21 protein-coding genes are annotated in these 21,820 nt (G+C 45.1%); 5 read left to right on the forward strand and 16 right to left on the reverse strand.

Going from position 1 to position 21,820, the window contains the following annotated elements:
- The gene (gene prfA / locus MKX38_RS18925; protein WP_003227645.1) at window positions 1–1,071 is read right to left on the reverse strand and encodes a peptide chain release factor 1; all 1,071 of its coding nucleotides are present in this window, start codon (window positions 1,069–1,071) and stop codon (window positions 1–3) included.
- 125 nt (window positions 1,072–1,196) lie between these two features.
- Here prfA and MKX38_RS18930 point away from each other — a divergent pair, with 125 nt between their 5' ends.
- Window positions 1,197–1,583 carry a VOC family protein gene (locus tag MKX38_RS18930; RefSeq protein WP_015251008.1) on the forward strand — a complete coding sequence of 129 codons (387 nt, stop codon included), beginning with the start codon at window positions 1,197–1,199 and terminating at the stop codon, window positions 1,581–1,583.
- Between the two features lie 121 nt (window positions 1,584–1,704).
- Window positions 1,705–2,259: a chromosome-anchoring protein RacA gene (gene racA / locus MKX38_RS18935; RefSeq protein WP_015251007.1), complete on the forward strand. Its 555-nt coding sequence runs from the start codon at window positions 1,705–1,707 to the stop codon at window positions 2,257–2,259.
- A 33-nt stretch (window positions 2,260–2,292) separates the two neighbouring features.
- On the opposite strand, the gene MKX38_RS18940 is transcribed toward racA, so the two are convergent.
- The 11 genes from MKX38_RS18940 to spo0F all read right to left on the reverse strand — a co-directional run bounded on the left by MKX38_RS18940 (window position 2,293) and on the right by spo0F (window position 12,840).
- Complete coding sequence (locus MKX38_RS18940) at window positions 2,293–3,252, reverse strand: AEC family transporter (RefSeq protein ID WP_003242497.1); 960 nt, start codon at window positions 3,250–3,252, stop codon at window positions 2,293–2,295.
- Between the two features lie 81 nt (window positions 3,253–3,333).
- The gene (gene malS / locus MKX38_RS18945) at window positions 3,334–5,031 is read right to left on the reverse strand and encodes an oxaloacetate-decarboxylating malate dehydrogenase (protein WP_003244309.1); all 1,698 of its coding nucleotides are present in this window, start codon (window positions 5,029–5,031) and stop codon (window positions 3,334–3,336) included.
- 289 nt (window positions 5,032–5,320) lie between these two features.
- Window positions 5,321–5,908 carry a thymidine kinase gene (locus MKX38_RS18950; RefSeq protein WP_024572668.1) on the reverse strand — a complete coding sequence of 196 codons (588 nt, stop codon included), beginning with the start codon at window positions 5,906–5,908 and terminating at the stop codon, window positions 5,321–5,323.
- Between the two features lie 88 nt (window positions 5,909–5,996).
- Entirely contained in the window at window positions 5,997–6,197 is a 201-nt protein-coding gene (gene rpmE, locus MKX38_RS18955) for a 50S ribosomal protein L31 (RefSeq protein WP_003151132.1), read from the reverse strand.
- A 118-nt stretch (window positions 6,198–6,315) separates the two neighbouring features.
- A complete protein-coding gene (gene rho / locus MKX38_RS18960; RefSeq protein ID WP_003221939.1) occupies window positions 6,316–7,599 on the reverse strand; it encodes a transcription termination factor Rho in 1,284 nt (427 codons plus the stop codon).
- A 30-nt stretch (window positions 7,600–7,629) separates the two neighbouring features.
- Window positions 7,630–7,791, reverse strand: coding sequence for a hypothetical protein (locus tag MKX38_RS18965; protein WP_003227632.1), 162 nt, complete (start codon window positions 7,789–7,791; stop codon window positions 7,630–7,632).
- Between the two features lie 214 nt (window positions 7,792–8,005).
- Window positions 8,006–8,971 carry a class II fructose-bisphosphatase gene (glpX, locus tag MKX38_RS18970; protein ID WP_003242962.1) on the reverse strand — a complete coding sequence of 322 codons (966 nt, stop codon included), beginning with the start codon at window positions 8,969–8,971 and terminating at the stop codon, window positions 8,006–8,008.
- 30 nt (window positions 8,972–9,001) lie between these two features.
- Window positions 9,002–10,291 (reverse strand): UDP-N-acetylglucosamine 1-carboxyvinyltransferase, encoded by a 1,290-nt coding sequence (locus MKX38_RS18975; RefSeq protein ID WP_339188025.1) that lies wholly within the window; start codon window positions 10,289–10,291, stop codon window positions 9,002–9,004.
- 378 nt (window positions 10,292–10,669) lie between these two features.
- Window positions 10,670–11,308: a fructose-6-phosphate aldolase gene (fsa, locus tag MKX38_RS18980; protein WP_003227626.1), complete on the reverse strand. Its 639-nt coding sequence runs from the start codon at window positions 11,306–11,308 to the stop codon at window positions 10,670–10,672.
- 119 nt (window positions 11,309–11,427) lie between these two features.
- On the reverse strand, window positions 11,428–12,285 hold the full coding sequence (locus MKX38_RS18985; protein ID WP_003243339.1) for a class II fructose-bisphosphate aldolase: 858 nt from the start codon (window positions 12,283–12,285) through the stop codon (window positions 11,428–11,430).
- 180 nt (window positions 12,286–12,465) lie between these two features.
- A complete protein-coding gene (gene spo0F / locus MKX38_RS18990) occupies window positions 12,466–12,840 on the reverse strand; it encodes a sporulation initiation phosphotransferase Spo0F (RefSeq protein WP_003227621.1) in 375 nt (124 codons plus the stop codon).
- Window positions 12,841–13,005: 165 nt separating this feature from the next.
- Between spo0F and MKX38_RS18995 the strand changes: the two genes are divergently transcribed.
- Complete coding sequence (locus MKX38_RS18995) at window positions 13,006–13,527, forward strand: DUF2529 domain-containing protein (RefSeq protein WP_339188028.1); 522 nt, start codon at window positions 13,006–13,008, stop codon at window positions 13,525–13,527.
- An 81-nt stretch (window positions 13,528–13,608) separates the two neighbouring features.
- Here the strand turns inward: MKX38_RS18995 and pyrG are convergent, their stop codons facing one another.
- From pyrG to MKX38_RS19015, 4 genes are all read right to left on the reverse strand, one after another.
- On the reverse strand, window positions 13,609–15,216 hold the full coding sequence (gene pyrG / locus MKX38_RS19000; RefSeq protein WP_217024055.1) for a CTP synthase (glutamine hydrolyzing): 1,608 nt from the start codon (window positions 15,214–15,216) through the stop codon (window positions 13,609–13,611).
- A 241-nt stretch (window positions 15,217–15,457) separates the two neighbouring features.
- Complete coding sequence (gene rpoE / locus MKX38_RS19005; protein WP_003243661.1) at window positions 15,458–15,979, reverse strand: DNA-directed RNA polymerase subunit delta; 522 nt, start codon at window positions 15,977–15,979, stop codon at window positions 15,458–15,460.
- Between the two features lie 182 nt (window positions 15,980–16,161).
- Window positions 16,162–17,301: an acyl-CoA dehydrogenase AcdA gene (acdA, locus tag MKX38_RS19010; protein WP_029318707.1), complete on the reverse strand. Its 1,140-nt coding sequence runs from the start codon at window positions 17,299–17,301 to the stop codon at window positions 16,162–16,164.
- The gene (locus MKX38_RS19015) at window positions 17,298–19,415 is read right to left on the reverse strand and encodes a heterodisulfide reductase-related iron-sulfur binding cluster (protein WP_029318706.1); all 2,118 of its coding nucleotides are present in this window, start codon (window positions 19,413–19,415) and stop codon (window positions 17,298–17,300) included. The genes acdA and MKX38_RS19015 overlap by 4 nt, the downstream gene beginning before the upstream one ends.
- Before the next feature lie 154 nt (window positions 19,416–19,569).
- On the opposite strand from MKX38_RS19015, the gene cls reads away from it, so the two are divergent.
- A complete protein-coding gene (gene cls, locus MKX38_RS19020; RefSeq protein ID WP_339188031.1) occupies window positions 19,570–20,766 on the forward strand; it encodes a cardiolipin synthase in 1,197 nt (398 codons plus the stop codon).
- Between the two features lie 12 nt (window positions 20,767–20,778).
- A complete protein-coding gene (gene uvsE, locus MKX38_RS19025; protein WP_038427977.1) occupies window positions 20,779–21,741 on the forward strand; it encodes a UV DNA damage repair endonuclease UvsE in 963 nt (320 codons plus the stop codon).
- Window positions 21,742–21,820 lie beyond the last annotated feature (79 nt).

Here is a 21,820-nt window from a genome sequence, read left to right on the forward strand (position 1 = left end):
TTAACCTTCCGACTGCTGAAGCTTGCTTGCCTGATCTTCAACAATCAGCGCTTCAACCACTTCGTCAAGTTTTCCTTCAAGAATCTGATCAAGCTTTTGAATCGTCAAACCGATTCTGTGATCCGTCACACGGTTTTGCGGGAAGTTGTATGTGCGGATACGTTCAGAGCGGTCACCAGATCCGACTGCTGATTTCCGTGTTTGATCATATTCAGCCTGGGCTTCCTGCTGAAATTTATCATAGATTCTGGCACGGAGAACCTTCATTGCTTTTTCTTTGTTCTTAATTTGAGATTTTTCGTCCTGGCATGATACAACAACACCTGTCGGCAAGTGAGTCAGACGAACCGCAGACATTGTTGTGTTAACGCTTTGTCCGCCCGGTCCGCTTGAAGCAAACGTATCGACACGGATATCCTTCTCATGAATGTCAACCTCTACCTCTTCTGCCTCAGGAAGACATGCTACTGTTGCAGTGGATGTATGGATACGGCCGCCTGATTCTGTTTCCGGAACACGCTGCACGCGGTGGGCGCCGTTTTCATATTTGAGTTTAGAATACGCGCCGCTTCCCGTAATCATAAAGATGATCTCTTTGTAGCCGCCCGTTCCGGTTACATTCGCTTCCATGACCTCTGTTTTCCAGCCTTGAAGCTCAGCATAACGGGAATACATTCTGTACAGGTTGCCCGCGAATAAAGCGGCTTCCTCGCCTCCCGCAGCCCCGCGGATCTCCATAATAACGTTTTTGTCGTCATTAGGATCTTTCGGGATCAGGAGCACCTTCAGGCGTTCGGACAGTGTTTCCGTTTCCTTCTGAAGTTCAGAAATCTCTTCCTTCACCATGTCGCGCATCTCAGCATCCAGCTTCTCTTCAAGCATCGCTTTTGCATCAGCCAGCTGTTCTGACGCATCTCTGTATTGTCTATATACGTCAACTGTTTCTTGTATATCAGATTGCTCTTTTGAATATTCTCTTAGCTTTTTCGGATCGTTGACTACTTCTGGATCGCTCAAAAGCTCATTTAATTTCTCGTATCGTTCTTCAATTGATTTTAAACGGTCTAACACGGTCTTCACCTCTGTTTTCCTGTGCGTAACATTCTCATTATAGTATAGTGATTAACCCCAGTCAAAAGCATTTCAATCCCATCTGGAAAAGCTCCCTCTGCTATACTGGAATTCGAGGAGGGATGATGTTGCTGAAATCCATACATCATATTGCAATCATATGTTCAGATTACGAAAAGTCGAAAGCTTTCTACGTACATAAGCTTGGTTTTCAGGTGATTCAAGAAACGTACCGCGAAGAGCGCGGCTCCTATAAGCTTGATTTGTCGCTTAACGGCTCGTATGTCATTGAGCTGTTCTCGTTTCCCGATCCGCCCGAACGACAAACCCGGCCTGAAGCCGCAGGCCTGCGTCACCTCGCCTTTACAGTCGTCAGCTTGGATAAGGCGGTTCAGGAGCTTCATGAAAAAGGAATCGAAACAGAGCCAATCAGAACAGATCCGCTGACCGGCAAGCGTTTCACCTTCTTTTTTGATCCTGACCAGCTTCCATTAGAACTGTATGAACAATAACAGTTTTTGAAGAAAAAAAGGAGATACCCACTTTCTTTGCCGAATCTTTTCTTGTTTTGTCTAACGGGAAGGGAACCGCATTCTATGGTCGAATACCTAGCTTAAAAGGAGGTATGGGATCATGAATACAAATATGGTAGCAAGTGAACTCGGCGTCTCCGCAAAAACGGTGCAGCGGTGGGTGAAGCAGCTGAATCTTCCGGCCGAACGCAATGAGCTCGGACACTATTCGTTCACGGCAGAAGACGTGAAGGTTCTAAAATCCGTTCAAAAACAAATCTCTGAAGGCACGGCGATTCAGGATATTCATCTGCCGAAAAGCGCTAAAAAGCGCACAGGCTTCCTTGTCCAAAAAACAAGTAGCGACACAGAACGAAGAATCGAGCAGCTTGAACAAAAGCTGGACACCCTTTTACAGCAAAGGCAGGACGAAAGCGAATTGATGGCAAGGATGTCGGAACTGGAACGCCAGCTGAAACAAAAAGCCGATGAAGGTGTATCTTACCAGCTGCTTCAGCACCGCAGAGAAATCGATGATATTCTTGCAGATCTGCAATCACTGACCTCACAAATGAAAGAATTCACCGCTCAGCCGATCCCCGAGACTGCTGCTGCTTCTGAAAAAACCAAAACAAGAAAAAAACCGCTGCTGTCACTGTTCAAATTTCAAACCTAAAGCAAAAAGCTCCCGTAAAGGGAGCTTTTTTTGTTACGCAGTAAGCGCGATAATGATTGGAAGTGAAATCAATGACAGAATCGCACTGACCACAAACGCAGTTGCAGTTTCTTCTTCTTGTTTCTCGAAACGAGTCGCAATCATGGCTGCAACGGCAGAACCAGGGAATGCAACAAGAAGAATTGCTTTTGTTGTTTGGTCAGCCGGAAGTCCGATAGCAAGAGCAATCAAGAACATTAACGCAGGCTGAACCGCAACTTTTAGTAACGCAATACCGATAGCCGGCATACTGAGTTTAATTTTACGAATACCAACGGTAACACCGACAGCAAAGAGAGCAACACCAGATGTTGTGCTTCCAAGCTGATCAAGCATTTTAACACCCAGCTCAGGAAGAGTGAAATTGAAAACCAGCACCAAGATCATACTGATTAACGGAGCAGCTGCAAGCGGCTCACAAAGACCATGCAGGATTGATTTTCCTGTCATCTTCCAGAAGCTGTCGCCACTCTCTTCGTTTTTCTTAGAAGACTCACCAACAGTAGCGATAATGATCGCGAGCGGATCAAGAATCGCGTTAACCACGATACCTGTGACCGCGATCGGAATCGCAACTTCATTCGCTCCGAATAAGCTTCCCAATACCGGGATACCCATAAATGCGAATGTCGGCTGTGCAGAGTTCAAAGAAAATACAGATGAGTTCGTTAAATCATACTTGAAAATAAATCTGCAAACCAAAAGAATGATGATATAGAAACCAACAATCCCAATAATTAAAGAAATCATTAAAGGTACTTGTGATAAAAATTCACTTCTGGAAGTTGTCAAAATACCAGCGATAAAGTGAGCTGGAAGTGCGTATTTCGTTACTAACGTACTTACCCCTTTTGCCGACTTGGCATCATAACTTCCAAAATGTCCTGCAAACCAACCCAGCACGATAACAAAGAAGATCGGCGCCAGGAGGATTAAGATATCTAAGATGCTCAAAATATTCTCCTCCAAATCCTATGTCCGTATACTTTAGCTTTACAAAAAGCTTTCCCTCGGACAGAAAAATTTACTCGCTAATTATTTCGCGATGACTTTTTTGTATTCAGGTGTCCACATTGCATCAAGTACCGCTTGTTTCACATCTTCAGGCTGACGATTTGCCACGCCATCTTTAATTGCTGCTTCAGCAACGGCAATCGCAACTTGGATAGAAACCTCTTGAAGCTTATCAATGCTTGGAAGCAATCCTGCTCCAGGTGTTTCAAGATCAACCATTTCAGCAATCGCATCAGCAGTTGCAGCAAACATAGCAGGTGTAATGATACGCGCTTCAGCTACAATTGAACCAAGTCCAAGACCAGGGAACGCGAATGCGTTGTTAGATTGTCCGATTTCATAAGAAACACCGTTGTATTCTACATTGTCAAATGGGCTTCCTGTTGCAATAAGCACTTTTCCGTCAGTCCATTTGAACAGATCTTCAGGAACAGCTTCAGCAAGGTGAGTCGGGTTAGACATCGGCATGATAACCGGACGGTCTACGTGAGATGCCATTTCTTTTACAATTTCCTCTGTGAATGCACCTGAAACCCCAGAAGTACCAATCAAGATCGTTGGTTTCGCTTGACGAACCACTTCATCGAATGGAATTTGACCTTTTTCATCGCGCTTCCAGTCTTTCACTTCATCCGCATTGCGAAGGTAAGGTTTTTGGAAATCAAGGATGCCTTCGATGTCTTCAGTCAGCAAGCCTCTGTAATCAAGTGTGTAGAAACGTTTGTTAGCTTCTTCTTCAGATAATCCGGCAAGCACCATTGTGTCACGGATTTGGTCAGCAATACCGATACCAGCAGAACCAGCACCGAAGATAACAACACGCTGATCTTTAATAGAAGCGCCGGTTTTCTTCATAGCGGCAAGCACACCTGCAAGTGTAATCGCGCCAGTACCTTGAATATCATCATTAAATGTCAGGATTTCATGATTGTATTTTTTCATGATGTTGCGTGCATTTTTGTTGCCAAGGTCTTCCCAGTGAAGAAGCGCTTTAGGGAAGAATTTCAATGCAGCTTTTACATAAGCGTCAATGAAAGCTTCGTAGCGTTCACCTTGAACACGTTCATGCTTGTTACCAATATATAAAGGATCGTTTAGAAGTTTTTCGTTATTCGTACCGACATCAAGCACAACCGGGATAACACGGCTAGGGTCAATACCAGCTGCAGCAGTATAAACAGCCAATTTACCGATTGCGATATTAATACCGCCTACACCCCAGTCACCGATACCGAGAATGCTTTCGGAGTCAGTAGCAACGATAAGATCAATATCGCCTGCTGTCGCATGAAGGTTTTCAAACGCTTTTTCAATACCGTCAATGTTGTCGATTGACAAGTAGATTCCTTGAGGTCTTCTATATTCATGGCTGTATTCCTGAATCGCTTCACCAACTGTTGGCGTGTACACAACAGGAAGCATTTCGCGAAGATGGTTTTTCAGCAATTTATAGAAAAGAACTTCGTTACGGTTTGCAAGATCACTTAAGTAAACATTTTGACGAAGGCGGTCAGGCTGCGCTTGGAATTGCTCGTACGCGCGTTGTGCTTGTTGATCAAGAGAAAGTACAGTTGGCGGCAGAAGCCCTTCTAAGCCGAGTTCTTGTCTTTCTTCTAGTGAAAAAGCAACGCCTTTATTTAAAGTAGGAATAGATAAAACTTCTTTTCCTCTAAGAGTTGTTTCTAAGTGGCCTTCTTTCGTTTTTTTTATGTTATTCAAGCAAATCTCCTTCTTTCTTGAAATAGTTAACCAAGTTAAGTAATAACCCATCTAAAATATGACCGATCATGATCTTTATGCGACTTTGTGACAATTATTCGAACAATGTCTCAAAACTATTTACATTACGTAAGCTATTGTATGCCTGTCAAAATCAAAATTCAAGGGAAGAAAATTACTTAATTTTTTAATATACTTATTTAAATTTTTTAATTGAATATTATCAGAATATAAAAAAAACACCGGTGTTTTTAGCCGGTGCATTCTATCTTTATACCCATGTTTTGGACTATTTTTTAGATTTTCCTGGGACTTCGTGATGATGTCTGCATCTTGCTTCATACGATTCAGATGCACCAACCAAAATGACCGGATCATCGTAAGAAGCAGGTTTGCCGTCAATGAGGCGCTGTGTTCTGCTCGCCGGTGATCCGCAAACAGAACAGACGGCTTGCAGCTTTGTCACACTTTCCGCAATCGCCATGATATTCGGGACGACACCGAACGGCTCTCCCCTAAAATCCATATCAAGGCCTGCTGCTATCACACGGTAGCCTTTATCGGCAAGAGATGATAAAACCTCAACAATTTCCTGATCAAAAAACTGCACTTCATCAACCGCAACCACATCTGTACTTTCACTGATGTGATCCCAAATGTCCGCAGCAGACGAAATGGCATAGCTCGTCATCGATGTTCCATTATGGGAGACAACAGCAGCTTCGCTGTATCGGTTATCAATTACAGGCTTAAATACCCTGACTTCCTGCTTGGCGTAAGTCGCTCTCTTCACTCTTCTGATCAGCTCTTCAGATTTCCCCGAGAACATGCTGCCGCAAATCAGCTCAAGCCACCCGCTTTGTTTCATTATGTACATAGGCTTCGCTCCCCTCTCTCTGCCAGCTGTGTTTTAGACAATATAAAAAACAGGCAAGACTGCTGCTTGCCTGTTGAGAAATCTATTATTACTTAAGACCGTATTTTTTGTTAAAGCGATCAACACGACCATCAGCAGAAGCGAATTTTTGACGGCCAGTGTAGAATGGGTGGCATTCAGAGCAAATCTCAACGCGTACCTCTTCTTTTACTGAGCCTGTTTCAAATTCATTTCCGCAAGCGCATTTAACTGTTGCTTTTTTGAAATTAGGATGAATTCCTGCTTTCATTGTATCCATCTCCTTCCGCCCTGAATCCCGTGTGGAAACAGAGTTATTATTTCGGAGCATTGTCCGAAACGCATATGAGAAAATTATATCAGTGATTTACTTCTTTTGCAAATACAATTTACCTTCTTGCAGATGATAGATTTGCCTGTTTCCATTCTTGATTGAGAATATCGAAAAATTCCTGGTTTGTTTTGGTTTTTTTCATTTTTCTCATGAACTTTTCTGCGAAATCAGGTGAATCAGACATCGTTTTGCGGATAGACCATAAACGATCAAGATGCTCTTTAGGCACAAGCAGCTCTTCTTTGCGCGTTCCTGAACGGCGGATATCGATGGCAGGGAAGATGCGGCGCTCGGCAAGAGAGCGGTCAAGATGGAGCTCCATGTTGCCTGTTCCCTTGAATTCTTCATAAATGACATCATCCATACGTGAACCTGTATCGACCAGAGCCGTAGCAAGGATGGTTAAGCTGCCGCCCTCTTCGATATTTCTCGCAGCCCCGAAGAAGCGTTTCGGACGGTGGAACGCCGCTGGGTCAATCCCCCCGGAAAGCGTTCTTCCGCTTGGCGGAATCACTAAGTTGTAGGCGCGGGCAAGCCGTGTGATGCTGTCCATCAGGATAATGACGTCTTTTTTGTGTTCCACGAGACGCATTGCACGTTCAAGCACAAGCTCGGCCACTTTGATATGGTTTTCCGGCACTTCATCAAACGTTGAGCTGACGACATCCCCAGCTACAGAGCGCTCGATATCGGTTACTTCCTCAGGTCTTTCGTCAATTAAAAGCACGATCAGCTCTGCTTCAGGCTGGTTCGCTGTAATGCTGTTGGCAATTTCCTTCAGCAGCATCGTTTTTCCGGCTTTCGGCGGCGCAACAATCAATCCGCGCTGCCCAAATCCAACCGGCGCCATCATGTCCATAATTCTTGTAGACAAGAAGTTCGGCTTTGTTTCAAGCACCATTTGACGATCCGGGTAAAGTGGCGTAAGAGCCGGGAAATGCACACGCTCTTTTGCAGATTCGGGATCATCCCCATTTACTGCTTCAACGTGCAAAAGTCCATAGTAACGCTCATTTTCTTTTGGCGGGCGAACCTTGCCAGATACTTTGTCTCCGTTCCGCAAATCGAAACGGCGGATTTGTGAAGCTGAGATGTAAATGTCTTCTGAGCTTGGAGAGTAGTTGATCGGTCTCAGGAATCCGAAACCTTCAGACTGGATGATCTCGAGAACGCCTTCCATAAACAGCAGATCTTCCTGTTCTGCATTCGCTTTCAGAATGGCGAAAATGAGTTCTTTTTTTGTCAGTTTGCTGTAATAGGAGATTTTATAATGTCTTGCAAGTTCATAAAGCTCTTTCAATTTCATATTTTCCAAAGAGGAAATAGATACGTCTTTCATAAAAACACCACGCTTTTCATAGTCAATATCTTACTCTGAACATGTCATCTGCTGCTTTTGCACAACATCCGCCAAAGCACATTCTTTTTTTAACATAAAGGAACTTCTATCGGTAACACTTCCACCCATGATCGGCGCTTTTGTTAAAAGGATTGTCTTAATGAGTTTTGAAGGAAGCGAGGACAAAAACATGAGAAGATCAATACTTATATCGTCTGTATGCGGTAGAAATTGAAACTTTCCTAGTGCTTAAAAGAAGGTATTACGCAGTAAAATTCGCAGCACTCTTTATTTTTACCTTATTTCAAAAAATTATTCAACTGAAATAAGGTTTTGACACGGAATTGATAGAGTTGACGCTTTTCTGCAAAAGTTAAAGCGGGCTCACACCCGCTTTTTCTGTTTGTTATGGACGGATTACAAGATTTGGTTTCTTTTTCAAGCTGTGTCTGCCGTCAACGAAACGAACAGTGCCCGATTTTGCACGGATAACTAAGCTTTCAGTTGTACCGACAGAGCCTTTGAATTGAACTCCTTTTAACAGCTCGCCGTCAGTAACCCCTGTAGCTGCAAAAATCGCGTCATCACCCTTCACAAGGTCTTCCATGCGAAGGACTTTGCTTAAATCAAGGCCCATTTTGTGACAGCGAGTGATTTCTTCTTCGCTTTGCGGAAGAAGTTTACCAATGATTTCTCCGCCGAGTGCTTTTAGCGCAACAGCGGAAAGCACACCCTCAGGAGCGCCGCCTGATCCGAACAGGATATCAACGCCCGTGTGGTCGAAAGCCGTGTTGATGGCGCCTGCGACATCGCCGTCATTGATCAATTTGATTCTGGCGCCGGCCTCACGAAGCTCGGAAATGATTTTTGCGTGTCTTTCACGGTTTAAAATTGTGGCAACGACGTCCTCAACGTCCTTGTTTTTCGCTTTTGCCACCGCTTTAAGGTTGTCAATGACAGGTGCTTCGATGTCAATGCAGCCCACCGCTTCCGGACCGACTGCGATTTTTTGCATATACATGTCAGGAGCATTCAGAAGCGTGCCATGGTCTGCGACCGCGATAACCGTCAGCGCGTTCCAGCCGCCGCTTGCTAAGATGTTTGTGCCTTCAAGAGGGTCAACTGCGACATCAACGCGAGGGCCGTACCCGTTTCCGAGTTTTTCCCCGATATACAGCATTGGCGCTTCGTCCATTTCCCCTTCACCGATTACAACGGTCCCTTTCATCGGCACTGTATCAAAAACGTCTCTCATTGCACTTGTTGCCGCTTCATCAGCCTCATCTTTTTTTCCCCGGCCCATCCATCTTGCTGATGCCAATGCCGCAGCTTCTGTCACACGTACCAATTCCATTGATAAACTTCTTTCCATTTCAACACGATCTCCTCTCACAAGAAACCATTATGAATTTTGAAGCTGTTCTATTTCTTCGTCAGTCATTCTTTCACGCCAAATTGTCGCTCCAAGTCCCTCAAGCTTCTTCTCAAGGCTGCTGTATCCGCGGTCAATATGCTCCAGTCCCGTAATTTCCGTGACGCCATCAGCCATCAGTCCGGCTACCACCAAGCAGGCTCCGGCACGCAGATCACTTGCCTTCACTTTTGCGCCTTGAAGCTCGACAGGACCTGTGATGATGGCAGATCTGCCTTCTACTTTCATATTGGCACCCATTCGTCTCAGCTCATCAATGTGCTTGAATCTTGCCGAGTAGATGGTGTCTGTGACGACACTCGTCCCTTTCGCCCTTGTCAGGAGCGCCGTCATCGGCTGCTGTAAATCAGTCGGAAACCCCGGGTATACGAGGGTTTTGACGTCAACCGGCTTTAAGTTCTTCTGCCCGCCGACAATGAGAAGCTGGTCGTCGCTTGTTTCGATATGATAGCCCATTTCTCTCAGCTTTGCCGTTAACGACTCTAGATGAGTGGGAATGACGTTATCGATAATGACTTCCTTGCCCATTGCAGCCCCTGCAATCATAAATGTCCCGGCCTCAATTCTGTCCGGAATGATCGTATGCTTGCAGCCGTGCAGTTCCTTCACGCCGTCGATTCGAATCACATTGGTGCCCGCACCTTTGATTTTGGCGCCCATGCTGGTAAGCAATGTCGCGACGTCAATGATCTCAGGCTCCTTGGCAGCGTTTTCGATGATCGTTTTCCCTTCTGCCAAAACAGCGGCGAGCATAATGTTAATCGTTGCCCCAACGCTTACGACATCTAAATAAATCCGTGCGCCTCTCAGCCTTTCAGCTCGCAAATAAATGGCGCCTTGTTCATTGGTTACTTCAGCTCCGAGTGCTTCAAAGCCTTTGATATGCTGATCAATCGGACGGGGCCCTAAGTGACAGCCGCCAGGCAATCCAATGACCGCCTCCTTGAAGCGGCCGAGCATCGCCCCCATTAAATAATATGACGCGCGAAGCTTTTTTACTTTCCCGTTAGGAAGCGGCATGCTGATCATCGACGTAGGGTCAACAACCATTTCCCCATTCTCAAAATGCACGTTGCCGCCGATTTCCTTTAACAGGTCACGCAGCGTTTCAATATCTGAAATCTCTGGAAGCCCTTCAATTGTCACCTCGGAATTTGCCAAAATGGTTGCAGGTATTAACGCAACAGCGCTGTTTTTAGCGCCGCTGATATGTACTGTACCGTTTAACGAGTCACCGCCGGCAATATTCAACTTTTCCATGATAGTCTCCTTCCATAAGAAGATAGCTGCGGAGCTAAATAAAATGTCATTTTATTCTGTCTCTGCAAATAAAGCTCATGTCCAAAATCTAGCCAATTCGAAGAGAAAGAATACAACACATTGTAAAATATCAGGAAGAAAATAGCGAAGCTTTGGGGGGTACAGGTTTCAAAAGATGCACAGAGACCCGCCGGCTCGAGAGACATCGTCGTCATCCGGCAAAAGCAGTACGCATACCCTTCATTCCGATATCAGCTTCTGCAGCCCAATGATTCCTTCTCTGTAAAGCGGCGTCAGCATCTGAAGATCCGCTGTATCAGGTCGGTGAAATACAAAGGCCGCGGCAAACAGGCATAAAGCTGTTTGCCGCCCCTTTCATTATTTGTTCCAGTCTGCCAGGAATTGTTCGATTCCTTTGTCTGTTAACGGGTGTTTAGTGAGCGCATGAATGACTTTCAGCGGCATTGTGCCGATATGAGCCCCTCTAAGAGCAGCTTCTGTCACGTGCTGCGGATGGCGGATTGACGCTGCAATGATTTGCGTGTCAAGGCCGTGAATATCAAAAATCTGTTTAACTTCTGAAATCAGGTCAAGCCCGTTGTGGCCGATGTCATCTAAACGTCCCAGGAATGGAGATACATATGTTGCCCCCGCTCTGGCAGCAAGAAGCGCCTGGTTGGCATTGAAGATCAATGTAACGTTTGTTTTGATGCCTAAGTCAGTAAGTGCTCTTACCGCTTTTAAACCGTCAGACGTCATTGGGATTTTCACCGTAATGTTCGGAGCGATCTTCGCCAGTTCTTTTCCTTCCTCGATCATTTCCTCAGCTTTCAAAGAAATAACCTCTGCGCTTACAGACCCTTTCACGACGTCTGTGATCTCGCGAAGACGGTCGTGGAATGATACGTTAGCTTCCTTTGCTACTAAACTAGGATTCGTCGTTACACCGGCGAGAATTCCTAATTCATTCGCTTCTCTAATTTCATCGATATTGGCTGTATCAACAAAGAATAACATTTTCAAAAAGCCTCCCTGATTAAGAAATTTTCTGAACTGCGAATATGATTGCGCTTTCTAAAGATAGACGGAAAACCGCCTGTCAAGCTGTCAGGCGGCTATAAAAAGTTCCAATTGAATTAAGCTTGGTTTGAAGAACCAAATTCACGCATTTTACCGATAACTGTTTCTTTGATCGCTTCACGAGCTGGTCCAAGGTATTTACGTGGATCGTACTCGTCAGGCTTAGCTGCCAATGTTTCGCGAACAGCTTTTGCAGAAGAAATTTGGTTTTCAGTATTCACGTTGATTTTAGCTGTACCAAGTGAAATTGATTTTTTGATGTCAGCAGTCGGAATTCCAGTACCGCCGTGAAGAACTAATGGAAGACCAGTTGATTTCCCGATCTCTTCCATTTCTTTGAAACCAAGGTTTGGTTCGCCTTTGTAAGGGCCGTGAACAGAACCTAATGCAGGTGCAAGGCAGTCGATGCCAGTGCGCTCAACAAGCTCTTGGCACTCTTTAGGATCAGCGTAGATTACGCCTTCAGCGATAACGTCATCTTCTTGTCCGCCTACTGTTCCAAGCTCAGCTTCTACAGATACTCCGTGGAAATGAGCAAGCTCAACAACTTTAGCAGTTGTTGCTACGTTTTCTTCAAATGGATGGTGAGAAGCGTCGATCATTACAGATGTGAAACCTGCATGAATCGCTTTCGCACAAGATTCAAAGCTTGAACCGTGGTCTAAGTGAATCGCAACAGGAACTGTCACTTTGTACTCTTCCATAAGTGCTTTTACCATAGCAACGACTGTTTTGAAGCCGCCCATGTAGCGTCCCGCACCTTCGGAAACACCAAGGATCACTGGAGATTTTTCTTCTTCAGCTGCTTGTAAAATCGCTTGAGTAAACTCAAGGTTGTTTAAGTTAAATTGTCCTACAGCGTACCCTTTTTCTTTAGCTGTATTCAACATTTCCGTCATAGAAACTAAAGGCATGTCGAATGTCCTCCTTATGTAGCCTGATTGTCTTCTAGCGAAAAAAGCTTTCCACCCTAGCATGACCCATATATTGCTGTCATATGTAAATACTCAGATCGCTTTTTCTCCATAACTAGGATACCAACTTTTCGACAAATCGGCAACATAATGACATGATTCATTTGTTTCTTCTTTTTGTCAGTTAGACTTCAGGGGCAGATATTTTTTGACGGCGTCTCTGATTTCGTCGATGTCAAACGGCTTGGCAAAGTGCGTCAGAGCGCCCAATTCCTTCGATTCCTGGATCATGTCGAGCTCTCCGTATGCCGTCATGATAATGACCCGGATGTTTTCGTCAATGACCTTCATCCGTTTTAAGATTTCGATTCCGTCCATGCCGGGAATTTTCATGTCCAAAAGCACAAGGTCGGGCCGTTCTTTTGTCACAATGTCAAGCGCCTGCAGGCCGTTCGCAGCCTGAAACGTCTGGTAGCCTTCTTTATTGAACACTTCATTTAGCAAAATACGAATGCCGTATTGATCATCAACGATTAAAATTTTTTCATTCATCATTTTACACCCCAATATTATGATTTTCGTCAAAAGTAAGCAGTATTGTATGTATTCTGTTTGATTTTCCTATTTCCTTTAATTATAATAGTCTACTTTACGACATTTTCTGAGCATTTTCTCTTTTGTTGTATACTGATATTGTACGTTATAAAGGAGGATTCACTTATGTTGAAAATATTCACGACGCAGTTAACAGGTATTTTTTCCCGCATTCAGGATAAGGAATCTGACGCGATTGAAGATGGGGCGCGGCTGCTTGCTCAAGCGGTGATCAGCGGGCATTCCATTTATTTATACGGAGCAAATGAGCTTCAGGGCGTCTTTTTTGAAGCCACCGAAAGCAAAGAACCCTTCCCATCTGTCAAAGTCTTTCCAGAAAGCGCTGAGGAAGTGACAGAAAGCGACAGGGTGCTGATGTTTTGCTCAGGGACGGGCACAGCCGAAGAACAGGCCCTCGCAAAAGAGCTTTATGAAAAAGGTGCGGGAGTCGTATGCGTATCGCCCGCAGCCAAAGACAGTGCTGGAATAGAACAGTATTGTGATGTGCATATTGATTCTAAATTAAAAATGCCGCTTGTTCCTGATGAAGACGGCACCCGTTACGGGTTTCCCTCTTTAATGACTGCACTGTATGTCTATCACGCTTTATCGTTTACACTAAAAGAAATTCTGCAAGAGTATGCATAATATCTTATTGTACATGCTGGAACTTGCCGGAAACAAATAAAAAAGACTTGCCCGCTTTTGACAAACGGCAAGTCTTTTTTATTACTTCTGATTTGCAGCTTCGACAGACGCTCCGATAAAGCCTTTGAATAGAGGCTGAGGTCTTGTCGGTCTTGACTTGAACTCTGGGTGGAACTGAGAAGCCACGAACCAAGGGTGTTCTTTCAGCTCGATGATTTCAACAAGGCGTCCATCAGGGCTTGTGCCTGAGAATACGAAGCCTTGCTCTTCCATTTGCTGTCTGAATTCATTGTTAAACTCATAGCGGTGGCGGTGGCGCTCGTACACCACTTCATCCTGATACACTTCAAAGGCTTTCGTGCCTTCTTCAAGCTTACAAGGGTAAAGGCCGAGACGAAGCGTTCCTCCGAGATCCTCAACATCCTTTTGTTCAGGAAGAAGATCAATGATTGGGTATTGAGTTGACGGATCAATTTCCGCTGAGTGGGCGCCTTTTAAGCCCAATACGTTTCGTGCGTATTCAATAGACGCCACCTGCATGCCCAAGCAAATGCCCAAGAACGGAATGTTATTTTCGCGCGCGTATTTTGTCGCGACGATTTTGCCTTCAACACCGCGGTCTCCGAATCCGCCCGGCACAATGATGCCGTCTGTTCCGCTTGTGAGTTCTGCGATATTGTTTTCTGTCACTTCTTCCGCGTTGATCCACTTCACTTTTACATCTGTGTCAAACGCATAGCCCGCATGGCGGAGAGACTCGACAACAGAAATGTATGCGTCAGGAAGCTCAACGTATTTGCCGACAAGGCCGATTGTAATCGTTTGAGACAGGTTGCTGACTTTGTTAACAAGCTCTTTCCACTCGGACATTTCCGCTTCTTTGCATGCCAATTTCATGTGCTCGCAAACAAGCTTATCAAGCCCTTGTTTTTGAAGCTCCAGCGGAATGGAGTAAAGGTTGTCCGCATCTTCACATTCAATAACCGCTTTTGTATCGATGTCGCAGAAAAGCGCGATTTTATCTTTCATATCTTGAGAAATCGGCATTTCTGTACGAACGACGATGATGTTTGGCTGAATGCCCAAGCTGCGCAATTCTTTTACGCTGTGCTGTGTCGGTTTTGTTTTTAATTCGCCAGCAGCTTTAATGTAAGGTACGAGCGTACAGTGGATGTACATTACGTTTTCACGGCCGATGTCGCTCTTCATTTGGCGGATCGCTTCAAGGAATGGCAGTGATTCGATGTCTCCGACAGTACCGCCGATTTCTGTAATGACAACATCTGCGTTTGTCTCTTTCCCTGCGCGGTAAACACGGTCTTTCAATTCGTTTGTGATGTGCGGAATGACCTGTACGGTTCCGCCAAGGTAATCTCCGCGGCGTTCTTTTTTAAGAACTGTTGAATAGATTTTACCTGTTGTCACGTTGCTGAATTTATTCAGGTTAATGTCGATAAAACGCTCATAGTGACCAAGGTCCAAGTCTGTTTCAGCGCCGTCATCCGTTACGAATACTTCACCGTGCTGGTACGGGCTCATTGTTCCCGGGTCAACGTTGATGTATGGATCGAATTTTTGAATCGTCACGTTCAGTCCGCGGTTTTTCAGCAAACGCCCTAATGAAGCTGCTACAATACCCTTTCCAAGTGAGGATACAACTCCCCCGGTTACAAAAATATATTTCGTCATTTCGTTTGCTCCTCTCTTCGCTCTTAGCTACATTTTTAAAATGTACTATTTTATAAAAAATCATTTAGCCTTTTAAATGATTTATAAGAAAAATGAGGGGTGAAAATAAGAAAGCTCCCTTTCAATTTCTTGAAAGGGAGCATAACGTACTATGTTCTCTCTTCGTTTTTGAAGAGCCCAAAATACATACTACCTAGTTCGACTATGAAAGTCAAGATCGTTTTGAAGATGAAATCTGATACTATTTAATTTCCTCTTCTTCATCATCATAGTCTTCATCATCTTCATCAATAATATCTTCTTCGATCTCAAGATCATCGTCGTCTTCATCAAGATCTTCTTCGTCAAAATCGTCGGCTTCAAGATCGAGTTCTTCCTCAACTTCATCCAAATCAAGGTCGTCTTCGTCGATCTCTTCAAACTCGTCAAGATCAAGATCTTCTTCGACTGCTTTCTTCGCTTTTTTCTTTTTCGCCTTGACTGTCGGCTGAGTTTCTTCATCAAGCTGATCATACGGATACCAGCTGCGAAGCCCCCACGTCTGGTCAGAAAGCGCTAGGAAGCGGCCGTCAATGTTTAAATCTGTATAAAATTGAGCAATGCGGTCTCCAAGCTCTTCTTTTTTCACGCCGAGCAAAGATGCGATTTCATTTAAAAGCTCCTGAAAAGGAACTGGTTTTTTATGTTCTTCAAATAATTCGTGAGCGATTTCAACTAAAGCCATTTCCTTTAGCTCTTCCTGTGAATATTGTTTGATACCCAAGGTCGGACACTCCCTTTCTATTACTTATATGTATCTGTTTTATCAATAATGAAAGCGATTTTGTATCGTTCTTATACAAACCATACCTCTCATTATAAACAAAATAAAACAGAATATGCTACCCTTAACAGCGTTAATTTAAATAATTTTACAAGAGTGATCCGACTGAGAGATGTTTTACGTTAATCCGCGAGCATTCTGGAGATGACCAGTCTTTGAATTTCTTGGGTGCCTTCATAGATTTGCGTGATTTTTGCATCACGCATATAGCGTTCTACCGGATAATCTTTTGTATAACCGTAGCCGCCGAAAATCTGCACGGCTTCGGTCGTTACCTTCATCGCCGTATCCCCAGCCATCAGTTTGGACATGGCGGAAGCTTTTCCATATGGAAGACCCGATGATTCTAACCATGCAGCCTGATAGGTCAATAGCCTTGAAGCTTCTATCATTGTCGCCATATCCGCGAGTTTAAAAGCGACGCCCTGCTGCTCGGCGATCGATTTTCCGAATTGCTTTCGCTCTTTTGCATATTGAAGTGCCGCATCAAGTGCTCCTTGGGCGATGCCCACGGCTTGTGCGGCTATGCCGTTTCTGCCTCCGTCAAGCGTCTTCATCGCGATTTTGAAGCCTTCTCCTTCTTCCCCGAGACGCTTTGATGCGGGCACTACACAATCTTCGAACATGATTTCCGTTGTCGGTGAAGAACGGATGCCCAGCTTCTTTTCTTTCTTGCCTGTAAAAAATCCTTCAAAATCCTTTTCTACTATAAAAGCGGTAACGCCTTTTTTCTTTTTCTCGGGATCGGTGACGGCAAAAACAATGTAAATATCAGCAACGCCGCCGTTTGTGATAAACACTTTGGAACCATTTAACACATAATCATCGCCGATTCGTTCAGCAGTTGTTTTCATGCTGCCGGCGTCAGAGCCAGACCCTGCTTCGGTCAAAGCGAATGCGCCGATTTTCTCTCCGAGGGCCAGCTGTGTTAAATACTCTGTCTTCTGTTCCTCTGTCCCAAAGGCAAACAGCGGCCAGCTGCAAAGAGAGATATGGGCGGAAAGCGTCACACCGGTGGAGGCGCACACTTTTGACAGCTCCTCCACCGCGATGACGTAGGCTAAATAGTCACTTCCGATTCCGCCGTAATCTTCAGGCCACGGAATTCCCGTCAGCCCCAGATTTGCCATTTCCCGAAACAACTCGCGATCGAAGCGTTCTTGTTCGTCCCGTTCTGCCGCTGTCGGGGCCACCTCATGCTTCGCAAAATCGCGCACCAATTTTCGTATCATCTCATGTTCTTCTGATAATGAAAAATTCATTGCTTCTCCCCCATTTTCAGATCAGCGCCTAAAACGGATTGAGCCAGAAGCTCGACGACATCGTACGTTTTGACTTGGTCTTCGGCTTCCTTCGCCTTTGTGCCGTCCCCAAGCATCGTGAGACAATACGGACAGCCAGAACTGATCACCGATGGGTTGACTGCGAGCGCTTGCTCTGTCCTGGCGACGTTAATCCTGTTGCCTGTTTCTTCCTCCATCCACATTAATCCCCCGCCGGCTCCGCAGCACATGCCGGTTTCCCGGTTTCTCTCCATTTCAACAAGCTGCACGCCCGGAATGGCTTTCAAAATCTCTCTCGGCGGATCATAAACTTCATTGTACCGGCCCAAATAGCACGAATCATGGAAGGTAATCGTCTCATGAAGCGGGTGCTGCGGCTTTAATTTTCCGTTTTTCACAAGCTCGGCCAGCACTTCTGTATGATGATAAACCTCGCCTTCAAATCCGAAATCCGGATATTCATTTTTAAATAAATTGTATGCATGGGGATCGATCGTAACGATTTTTTTGACATCATTTTTTTCAAATTCAGAAATATTCTTCTCAGCCAGCTCTTGGAACAAAAATTCATTTCCGAGGCGGCGCGGCGTGTCTCCTGAATTTTTTTCTTTATTGCCGAGGATCGCGAAGGACACGCCCGCGTGATTGAGCAGCTTGGCAAAGGAAATTGCGATTTTCTGGCTTCTGTTGTCGTAAGACCCCATGGAGCCTACCCAGAAAAGGTACTCAAATTCTTTTCCTTCTTTTTTCATTTCTTTTACAGTCGGAATCTCAGCATCCGGCGCCTCGTCACGCCAATTTTCACGTTCCTTGCGGTTGAGTCCCCACGGATTCCCCTGCCGCTCAATACTTGTCATTGCGCGCTGGGCGTCACTGTCCATTTTTCCTTCTGTCAGTACGAGGTAGCGGCGGAGATCGATGATTTTATCCACGTGCTCATTCATGACCGGGCATTGATCCTCACAGTTTCGGCAAGTGGTGCATGCCCAAATTTCTTCCTCTGTGATGACGTCGCCGATCAAGCTTGGATTGTAATCAAGCGCCGCTGCTGCTTCCTGCGATCCGCTGCCCGCTGACGCCGCAGCCAGCTGATTGCCTCTCGTATGCCGAAACGCTGCTGCGGGCACCCATGGGGAGCGCGAGGTGACGGCAGCGCCTTTTTCCGTGAGATGGTCTCTGAGACGCAAAATCAAGTCCATCGGAGACAGCATTTTTCCGGTGCCTGTTGCAGGACACATATTTGTACAGCGGCCGCACTCGACACACGCGTACAGATCAAGCAGCTGAGACTGTCTGAAATCCTCAATTTTTCCCGCTCCGTAGCTTTCTTTCGTTTCGTCGGTAAAATCAATTTTTTCAAGTTTTCCGGCAGATTCCATTCTGTTGAAAAAGACGTTTGCCGGGCCGGCGATTAAATGGGCATGCTTCGACTGAGGCACGTACACTAAAAAGCTAAGCAAGAACAGAAGATGGATCCACCATGCGATATAGAAAATCACCGCCGCACCTGTTTTCCCGACACCGCTAAGCATAAACGCAATACCTGAGGCAATTGGCTCGCTCCAAGAAAGCCCATGCTCATGCCAAATCAGATTCATTCCGTTCCCAAGCAGAACGGTCAGCATTAATCCTCCGATAAAAATGAGAACGAGTCCGGCTTTGAAACCGCGTTTCAGCCTCACGAGCTTTTCGATATAACGTCTGTAGAATGCCCACCCAACAGCAATTAAAATGAGAAACGTAACAATTTCCTGAAAAAAGGTGAAGGCGGGGTAGACTGGGCCCAGCGGCAGATTCCGGCCGGGAGCCAGTCCTTTGATGATAAAGTCAATTGCTCCGAACTGAACCAATATAAATCCGTAGAAAAACATGACGTGAATGATTCCGCTTTTCTTGTCCTTGAGCAGTTTTTTCTGTCCGAATACATTCACCCATATGGCGTGAAGCCGTTCCTTGAACCGTTGATCAAATTGTTCTTTCTGGCCGAGCTTGATGTAGGCCAGTCTCGTTTTGACCAAGTACACAAACAAATAGACAGCGTAAGCGGTTACAATCAGAAATAATAATGCATTTGCGATGAGAAAGCCGCTCATTCCAATTCCCCCTTTTTACTGATAAAGACCGCGATCCCCTACCCCCGAATCTGTATAAGATTATCTTTATGATAAATAATGAATGAGTGTTCAGTCAATAATTAAATTCCTGCTGTTCGGGCACACTACCTTTACTACGGAAAGGAGTGCCGGTATGAAGGTATTTATCGTGATTATGATCATTGTCGTTATTTTCTTTGCCTTGATTCTGCTTGATATCTTCATGGGCCGTGCTGGATACAGAAAAAAGGCGTACGAGCCTGTTTTTTCAAAAAAGAAGAGTGACATCGAATTGATCCACTGCGGCGCTGATCTCGTTGAGCGGATGATGAATGATATTCGCCAGGCCGCCTCTTCTGTTCACATGATGTTTTTTATTATGAAAAATGATGAGGTCAGCCACAATATGTATACCTTGCTGAAAACAAAAGCCCAAGCTGGCGTATCCGTTTATTTGCTTCTGGATTGGGCGGGCTGCCGGGCAATTAAAAAAACGGCGCTGCAGACGATGAAAAATGCCGGCGTCCATGTCCATGTGATGAATCGTCCCCGTTTTCCTTTTTTCTTTTTTCACATGCAAAAACGGAATCACCGGAAGATTACGGTGATAGACGGAAAAATCGGTTATATCGGCGGATTTAATATCGCCGAAGAATATCTTGGAAAGAAGGCGAAGTTCGGCAATTGGGAGGATTATCATCTGCGCATGATCGGAGAAGGCGTACATGATCTTCAAACGCTTTTTGCTTCTGATCTAAAACGAAATACCGGAATCGTTCTAGGTTCGGATGTTTGGCCAAAGCTTCAGCAAGGAACTATTTCTCACAAGATCTATGCGACTGACGGTTATTCCCTTGAAAACATATACTTGGCCAACATTGCCCAAGCGAAGAATCGCCTTACGGTTTGCACGCCTTATTACATTCCATCAAAACCGCTTCAAGAGGCCCTTATTAACGCAAGAAAAAACGGCGTATCCGTGAGAATCATTGTACCGATGAAATCAGACCATCCGCTGGTACGAGAAGCAGCTTTTACGTATTATTCGGAGCTCTTGGATGCCGGCTGTCTTATTTATCGTTATTATCAAGGGTTTTATCATGTAAAAGCCCTCATCATAGACGACCATCTCAGCATTATCGGAACAGCCAACTTCGATAAACGAAGCCTGTTTTTAAATGAAGAGGTGAATGTCGAAATTGATGACGAAGCGTTTACAAGTGAAGTCTATGCCACGATTGAGGAGGATATGAAAAAGTCGGAGCGGCTGACCATGGAGGATTTCAGCAAGCGCACATTCAGGCAGCGCCCGGCGGAATGGCTCGGCAGGGCATTATCTTATTTCTTATAAAGGAGAGTTCCTATGATTTTCAGATTCGGCTTCGTTTCAAATGCGATGAGCCTTTGGGATGCGTCTCCCGCTAAAACATTGACATTCGCGCGTTATTCAAAGCTTTCAAAGACTGAAAGAAAAGAAGCGCTTCTGACTGTGACAAAAGCCAATTTGCGCAATACGATGAGAACCCTTCACTATATCATCGGACACGGCATTCCTTTGTACCGTTTTTCCAGTTCGATTGTGCCGCTGGCTACGCATCCCGACGTGATGTGGGATTTTGTAACACCGTTTCAAAAAGAGTTTCGGGAGATTGGAGAGCTTGTTAAAACACATCAACTGCGAACAAGCTTTCATCCAAATCAATTCACTCTGTTTACGAGCACGAAGGAATCCGTCACAAAAAATGCGGTAACCGATATGGCCTATCACTACCGCATGCTTGAGGCCATGGGCATTGCTGATCGCTCCGTTATCAACATTCATATTGGCGGCGCTTACGGAAATAAAGACACCGCCACTGCACAATTTCATCAAAATATAAAACAGCTGCCGCAGGAGATCAAAGAGCGGATGACACTTGAAAATGATGATAAAACATATACAACGGAAGAAACGCTTCAGGTCTGTGAGCAGGAGGATGTTCCGTTTGTCTTTGACTTTCATCATTTTTACGCCAATCCAGACGATCACGCCGACCTGAATGTAGCACTGCCCCGCATGATCAGAACGTGGGAGCGGATCGGCCTTCAGCCAAAGGTTCACTTGTCTTCCCCAAAATCGGAGCAAGCGATACGCAGCCATGCCGATTATGTTGACGCCAACTTTTTGCTGCCACTGTTGGAACGCTTTAGGCAATGGGGAACTAATATTGATTTCATGATTGAAGCAAAGCAGAAAGACAAGGCGCTTCTCCGCTTGATGGATGAATTAAGCTCCATCCGCGGTGTCAAACGCATCGGGGGCGGTGCGCTGCAATGGAAGTCATAAATGTGCAAAAATAGGTTTACGACTTGTCAGCTTTGGGAACTTAGGCTATATAAGACAACAATCGATGGAGGAGAAAGAT

Source organism: Bacillus sp. FSL M8-0025, from assembly GCF_037975475.1.
In the GTDB taxonomy this organism is placed as follows: Bacteria; Bacillota; Bacilli; order Bacillales; family Bacillaceae; genus Bacillus; species Bacillus subtilis.